General features: G+C 64.0%; 8 protein-coding genes. All 8 read right to left on the bottom strand.

Features of this window, described 5'->3' with window-relative positions:
* A partial coding sequence (rpoB, locus tag WEG36_04030; GenBank protein MEX1256770.1) for a DNA-directed RNA polymerase subunit beta occupies window positions 1–2,584 on the bottom strand: 2,584 nt, incomplete at its 3' end.
* 153 nt (window positions 2,585–2,737) lie between these two features.
* The gene (gene rplL, locus WEG36_04025; protein MEX1256769.1) at window positions 2,738–3,115 is read right to left on the bottom strand and encodes a 50S ribosomal protein L7/L12; all 378 of its coding nucleotides are present in this window, start codon (window positions 3,113–3,115) and stop codon (window positions 2,738–2,740) included.
* 51 nt (window positions 3,116–3,166) lie between these two features.
* Window positions 3,167–3,703: a 50S ribosomal protein L10 gene (rplJ, locus tag WEG36_04020; GenBank protein ID MEX1256768.1), complete on the bottom strand. Its 537-nt coding sequence runs from the start codon at window positions 3,701–3,703 to the stop codon at window positions 3,167–3,169.
* Window positions 3,703–4,404, bottom strand: coding sequence for a 50S ribosomal protein L1 (gene rplA, locus WEG36_04015; GenBank protein MEX1256767.1), 702 nt, complete (start codon window positions 4,402–4,404; stop codon window positions 3,703–3,705). The genes rplJ and rplA overlap by 1 nt, the downstream gene beginning before the upstream one ends.
* A 126-nt stretch (window positions 4,405–4,530) precedes the next feature.
* The gene (gene rplK / locus WEG36_04010; protein ID MEX1256766.1) at window positions 4,531–4,956 is read right to left on the bottom strand and encodes a 50S ribosomal protein L11; all 426 of its coding nucleotides are present in this window, start codon (window positions 4,954–4,956) and stop codon (window positions 4,531–4,533) included.
* A 44-nt stretch (window positions 4,957–5,000) separates the two neighbouring features.
* Window positions 5,001–5,546, bottom strand: coding sequence for a transcription termination/antitermination protein NusG (gene nusG, locus WEG36_04005; GenBank protein MEX1256765.1), 546 nt, complete (start codon window positions 5,544–5,546; stop codon window positions 5,001–5,003).
* A gap of 11 nt (window positions 5,547–5,557) precedes the next feature.
* The gene (gene secE / locus WEG36_04000; GenBank protein MEX1256764.1) at window positions 5,558–5,764 is read right to left on the bottom strand and encodes a preprotein translocase subunit SecE; all 207 of its coding nucleotides are present in this window, start codon (window positions 5,762–5,764) and stop codon (window positions 5,558–5,560) included.
* Window positions 5,765–5,769: 5 nt separating this feature from the next.
* Complete coding sequence (gene rpmG, locus WEG36_03995) at window positions 5,770–5,919, bottom strand: 50S ribosomal protein L33 (GenBank protein ID MEX1256763.1); 150 nt, start codon at window positions 5,917–5,919, stop codon at window positions 5,770–5,772.
* Window positions 5,920–6,001: the final 82 nt, after the last annotated feature.

Genomic DNA, 6,001 nt, shown 5'->3' with positions numbered 1-6,001 from the left:
CACGGGCCTTTTCTCCGAAGATGGCGCGCAACAGGCGCTCCTCGGGGGTCAGCTCGGTCTCACCCTTGGGCGTGACCTTGCCGACGAGGTAGTCGCCAGGGCCGACTTCGGCGCCGACACGGATGATCCCCTCGTCGTCGAGGTTGGCCAGGACTTCCTCGGGGACATTGGGGATGTCCCGGGTGATCTCCTCGGCCCCGAGCTTGGTGTCACGTGCGTCGAGCTCGTGCTCCTCGATGTGGATCGAGGTGAGCACGTCGTCCTTGACCAGACGCTCGGAGATGATGATGGCGTCCTCGAAGTTGTGCCCCTGCCACGGCATGAAGGCCACGAGCAGGTTGCGGCCGAGGGCCAGCTCACCGGTATCGGTCGATGGCCCGTCGGCCAGGACGTCGCCGACCTTGACCTTGTCACCCTCGCGAACCAACGGCTTGTGGTTCATGCAGGTGCCCTGGTTGGACCGCTTGAACTTGTCGAGGGGGAAGGTGTGCTTCTTGTTGGTGTCCTTCTCCTTCACCACGATCTCGTCGCCGGTCACTTCGACCACCTCGCCGACGACCGGGGAGACGACCATGTCTCCGGAGTCCTGGGCGGCGCGCTGCTCGACCCCGGTGCCGACCAGAGGAGCATCTGCTGTGAGCAGAGGCACAGCCTGCCGTTGCATGTTCGAGCCCATGAGGGCGCGGTTGGCGTCGTCGTGCTCGAGGAAGGGAATGAGCGCCGCCGCGACGGAGACGAGCTGGTCCGTCGAGACGTCCATGTAATCGATCTGCGCCGGGGGGAGGAGGGGGAAGTCTCCCCGCTCGCGGCAGAGGACAAACTCGTTCTTGAAGGATCCGTCCGGACCCAAGGGCGCGTTCGCCTGCGCGATCCGGGCTTCCTCCTCCTCGTTCGCGGAGAGCCACTCGATCTCCGCGGTGACCTTCCCCTTCCCGACCTTCCGGTAGGGCGTCTCGATGAAGCCGAGCTCGTTGACCCGCGAGTTCGTCGTGAGCGACGAGATGAGACCGATGTTCGGTCCTTCCGGCGTCTCGACCGGGCAGAGACGGCCATAGTGAGAATAGTGGACGTCCCGAACCTCGAACCCGGCGCGTTCGCGCGAGAGCCCTCCGGGACCGAGTGCGGAGACCCGCCGCTTGTGCGTGAGCTCGGCGAGCGGATTCGTCTGGTCCATGAACTGCGAAAGCTGGGACGAGCCGAAAAAGGCCTGGATCACCGCGGAGACCGTCCGGGCGTTCACCAGGTCGTCGATCGAGATCTTTTCGGGGTCCGTGTTGATGGACATGCGCTCGCGCACGAGCCGCGCCATCCGCGAGAGACCCACGGAGAGCTGATTCGCGATGAGCTCCCCGACCGTCCGGACCCGCCGGTTCCCGAGGTGGTCGATGTCGTCGGTGAAGCCCCGCCCCTCGTTCAGGTCAATGAGGTAGCTGAAGATCGCGACGAAGTCCTCCCGCGTGAGAACTGTCTTGCTCCGTGGCGTGTCGAGCCCGAGGCGCTGGTTGATTTTGTAGCGGCCCACACGTCCGAGGTCGTAGCGCTTCGCGTTGAAAAAGACCCGCTCGAGGGCCTCCCGCGCCGTCTCTACGTTCGGTGCCTCTCCCGGACGAAGGAGCGAATAGATCGCGTACAGCGCCTCTTCCTCGGAGTGGGTCGGGTCCTTCAGGATCGTGCGCTTTACGATCTGGCTCTGACCCCTCTCGGAGTCAGTCAGGGGCGCGTAAACCTTGATCCGCTTTCGGCCCGCCCGCTGGAGCTTCTTCAGCGCCTCTTCGGTGAGGTCCGCACCGAGCTCCAGAAGGATTTCCCCGGTCTTCGAATCCGCGACGTCCTCGGCGAGCACCTGTCCCTCGAGCTCGGAGTTCGCCTGGAAGTGCGACTTCTTCAGCGTCACCGCCTTGACCTTGTGGAAGAGGCGGAAGAGCTCGTCGACCGTTCCCCAACCAAAAGCCCTCAGAAGGGCCGTCGCGGGAAACTTCTTCTTCTTGTCGATATGGACGTAACAGACATCGTTGATGTCGATCGTGAACTCGACCCAGGAGCCCCGGAAGGGGATGATCCGCGCACTGTGGAGGCGCGATCCGTTCGGGTGCGTGTCCTCCTCGAAGACGACGCCGGGCGAGCGGTGCAGCTGGCTCACCACGACCCGTTCGGCGCCGTTGATGATGAAGGTGCCGAGGTCGGTCAGGAGAGGGAGATCCCCGAGGTAGACTTCTTTTTCGATGATATCTTGGGGGCGGCGTTCATCGTCCTCCACGTCCTCCCAGACGATGAGACGCAGAACCGCCTTGAGCGGCGCCGCGAAGGTCATGTCCCGCTCGATGCATTCCTCGACCGAATACTTCGGCTCCCCGAGCTCCGCGGACACGTATTCGAGAGTGAAGTTCTCGTTGACGTCGCTGATCGGGAAAATCTCCCCGAACACCCGGTCGAGGCTGAAATCCCACTGTTCCGCGGGATCCGCCTCCCTCTTGATCAGCTGCTCGAAGGAGCGGAGCTGAACGTCGAGGAGGTCGGGCATCGGGAGAACCGGCTCGAGCTTCGCGAAGTTCACGATCGGCCGGGTAGCGTTCCGAGTCTCCAACGGGGTCCCCCTTGAATCAGCCCGGATCCGCGAACGGACCCGGTGGCGTGAGATACGAGTTGAGATGCAAGTGCCGGGGGGACGGCTCCGTCCCCCCGGCTCGGTCGTGGCGGCCGGGAATCACTCCCGGACCGGCCCGGTTCCGTGAAGCCGCTACTTCAGAGTGACCGTGGCTCCCTGCTCTTCGAGCTTCGCCTTGATCTGGGCGGCCTCGTCCTTCGTGGCCGCCTCCTTCACGGTCGAAGGCGCGCCGTCCACGAGATCCTTGGCCTCTTTGAGCCCGAGGCTCGTGACCTCGCGGATGACCTTGATGACCTGGATCTTCTTGTCACCGACGGTCTGGAGGATCACCTCGAACTCCTCCTGCTCCTCGACTGCCGGCGCACCGGGCGCGGCCGCGGCGGCCGAGGGAGCGGCGGCCACCGCCGCCGTGACATTGAATTTTTCCTTGAACGCCTCGACGAACTCGGACAACTCGAGAACCGTCATGTTCCCGATCGTGTCGAGGAGCTTCTCCTGATTCGTAGCCATGATCCTGAACTCTCCTTGGGGGACCCCGGTGTCGCCGGGGGGTGATTCGACCTACTTCTCCTCGGATTCCTTCTTCGCCCGGAGCGATTCGAGGAGGCCCGCGGCCTCCTGCAGCTTCGCCTCGAGGATTCCCACAAAGGCGGCGAGCGGCGCCTGAAGCGCACCGGCGAGCTGCGCGAGCAGCTCGTCCCGCGGCGGAAGCTTGGCGAGGCGCGCGAACTGCCCGGCTGCCACGATGTTCTTGTCCACGAGCCCGATCTTGAAGACGGGACGGTCCTCGTGGCCCTTCGCGAATTCCGCGAGCGCCTTGGCGGACTCGACCGGGCTCTCCCCGGCGATCACGATGCCCGTCGGACCCGCCAGGTGCTCGGCCAGCTCCGGGAGCTCGAGGTCGAGCTCGCGTAGCGCCCGCAACACGAGGCGGTTCTTGACGACGACATATTCGGCGCCGGCGGCGCGCAGCCGGTGCCGAAGCTCGGTCATGGACTTCACGTCCAAGCCCGAGAAGTCGGTGAGGTAAAAGACCGGGGCGGACCGCACCCGGTCGCGGAAGCCGGTGACGAAACTCTCCTTGCTCGTGCGTTTCATCAGCTGGCCCTCCGCCGATACACGTTTTCATCCACCGGGACGCCCGGGCCCATCGTGCTCGACACGGTGACACTCATGATGTAGCCCCCCTTCGCCGCCGAGGGCCGCGCCCGGACGATGGATTCCATGAAGGCATGGAGATTCTCCTCGAGGCTCTGCTGCTCGAAGGAAGTCTTCCCGATGGGCGCGTGCACGTTCCCCGTCTTGTCCACGCGGAATTCGATCTTTCCGGCCTTGATCTCCGAGACGGCGCGTCCAATATCCATCGTCACGGTCCCGGCCTTGGGGGTGGGCATCAGTCCGCGGGGTCCGAGGACCCGTCCGAGCGGGCCCACCTTCCCCATCTGGTCGGGGGTGGCCACCGCGACGTCGAAGTCGAGCCACCCCTCGAGGATCTTCTGGACGTATTCGATCCCCACGAAATCCGCTCCGGCCTCCTTGGCTTCCTGGGCCTTGTCCCCCTGCGCGATCACCAGGACGCGAGAGGTCTTCCCGGTGCCGTGGGGGAGGACGACGGTTCCGCGAACGATCTGGTCCGCCTGCCTCGGGTCCACGCTGAGGCGGGTCGCCACCTCCACGGTTTCGTCGAACTTCGCGAAGGCGAGGTCCTTCACCAGCGCGAGCGCTTCGTTCGGAGGGAGCCTGACCCCCCGTGGCACCTTCGCCTTGGCGTCGCGAAACTTCTTTCCCTGTGCGGGCATGTCACACGAGCCGTCCCGTTTCGTCCTCCCACCCGTGGCGGCTCACATCGGGTGGTTCTACGGACGCCGGCGGATGCGCCGGATAGTCCCTTCGCTTTTTTTTGCGACCTTCCGAACCCACTATCGTCAGCCTTCGACGACGATCCCCATGCTTCGGGCCGTTCCCGCGACCATGCGAATCGCCGAATCTAGATTCCGAGTATTCAGGTCCTTCATCTTCGTTTCCGCGATTTCCTGGAGCTGCGCTCGCGTGACCGTGGCGACCTTGTCGCGGTTCGGGACGCTCGAGCCCTTCTGCAATCCGGCCGCTCTACGCAGGAGAACCGCGGCGGGCGGAGTCTTCGTGATGAAGGTGAAGGAGCGGTCTCCATAGACCGTGATCTCCACCGGCACCGTGATCCCCTGCTGCTGCTGGGTCACCGCGTTGAACTGCTTGCAGAACTCCATGATGTTCACGCCGTGCTGCCCGAGCGCGGGGCCGACCGGGGGTGCAGGGTTCGCCTGCCCGCCCGTGACGTGAAGCTTGATGAAACCGACGACCTTTTTCGCCATGCCCTATTTCTTAGTCGCGCGTCGCGCGAGTTGAGCCGAGAGCCCTAGTAGCCCAGAAGCTGCGTGAAGTCGAGCTCGACCGATGTGGGTCGGCCGAAGAGCGACACCTCCACCTTCACCTTTCCCTTGTCCGGGTAAACTTCCTGAACGGTCCCGGAGAAGTCCGTGAAGGGCCCGGCCGTGACTTCCACGACCTGCCCTATGTGGAAGGGGACCTCTTCCTCAAGCTCCTCCTCCCCCTCGATCTCGATCCCGAGGATCTTGTTGATCTCGTCCTGCCTCAGGGGCTGCGGATCGGTACCCGATCCGACGAACTTGATCACTCCCTGAATGTTGTTGATCGCGTGCAGCGTGCGTTCGTTCATGATCATCCGCACCAGCACGTATCCCGGGTAAAGGCGCTTCGTCACGCTCACCCGCTTCCCGTTCCGGATCTCCATCACGTCCTGGGTCGGAACGAGCACCTCCTGGATCTCCTTCTCCTCGGGCGTCTCCCCCGGTTCCTCGTCGATCTTCCGTTGGATCAGCTTCTGGACTTTGTTCTCATGTCCGGAGTAGCTCTGAACCGCATACCACCTGGCTTCGGCCATGATCGCGCCCCTCACGCCCCGAAAATGCCCATGATGAGGCGAAGAACCGCGTTCGACGCGGTGTCCATGATCCAGATGACGAGGGCGACCAGGATACAGAAGAGGATCACGACGAGCGTCGCGCTCCTGAGCTGCGGCCAGTCCGGCCAGGTCACCCGCTGGAGCTCGCCCCAGCTTTCCTCGAGGAAATCCCCGGCCCGTTTCAGCTTCGAAGCCATGCGGACTACTTCGTCTCCTTGTGCATCGTGTGCTGGCGGCACCGAGGACAGAACTTTTTATACTCCACCCGCTCGGGATGGAGCCGCTTGTTCTTCGTAAGGTTGTAGTTCCGCTCCTCGCAAGTAGGACAAGCGAGGACGATCTTGTCGCGCATAGCTCTTTCCTTCCCGTTACGAATTCAGGATCGCGAGGCGAGGGAGGGGCGCGGGGCACTCCTCCCGAGGGGCTCCGCCGGC

This window comes from Gemmatimonadota bacterium (genome assembly GCA_040882465.1).
In the GTDB taxonomy this organism is placed as follows: domain Bacteria; phylum Gemmatimonadota; class Gemmatimonadetes; order Longimicrobiales; family Gaopeijiaceae; genus JBBEBG01.
The sequence above is the reverse complement of the archived record's forward strand: the minus strand, read 5'-3'. Positions and strand labels throughout refer to the sequence as shown.

Coding starts and splice junctions, on each gene's coding strand:
- rplL (MEX1256769.1), bottom strand. CDS start 3,115: ATGGCTACGAATCAGGAGAAGCTCCTCGACACGATCGGGAACATGACG.
- rplJ (MEX1256768.1), bottom strand. CDS start 3,703: ATGAAACGCACGAGCAAGGAGAGTTTCGTCACCGGCTTCCGCGACCGG.
- rplA (MEX1256767.1), bottom strand. CDS start 4,404: ATGCCCGCACAGGGAAAGAAGTTTCGCGACGCCAAGGCGAAGGTGCCA.
- rplK (MEX1256766.1), bottom strand. CDS start 4,956: ATGGCGAAAAAGGTCGTCGGTTTCATCAAGCTTCACGTCACGGGCGGG.
- nusG (MEX1256765.1), bottom strand. CDS start 5,546: ATGGCCGAAGCCAGGTGGTATGCGGTTCAGAGCTACTCCGGACATGAG.
- secE (MEX1256764.1), bottom strand. CDS start 5,764: ATGGCTTCGAAGCTGAAACGGGCCGGGGATTTCCTCGAGGAAAGCTGG.
- rpmG (MEX1256763.1), bottom strand. CDS start 5,919: ATGCGCGACAAGATCGTCCTCGCTTGTCCTACTTGCGAGGAGCGGAAC.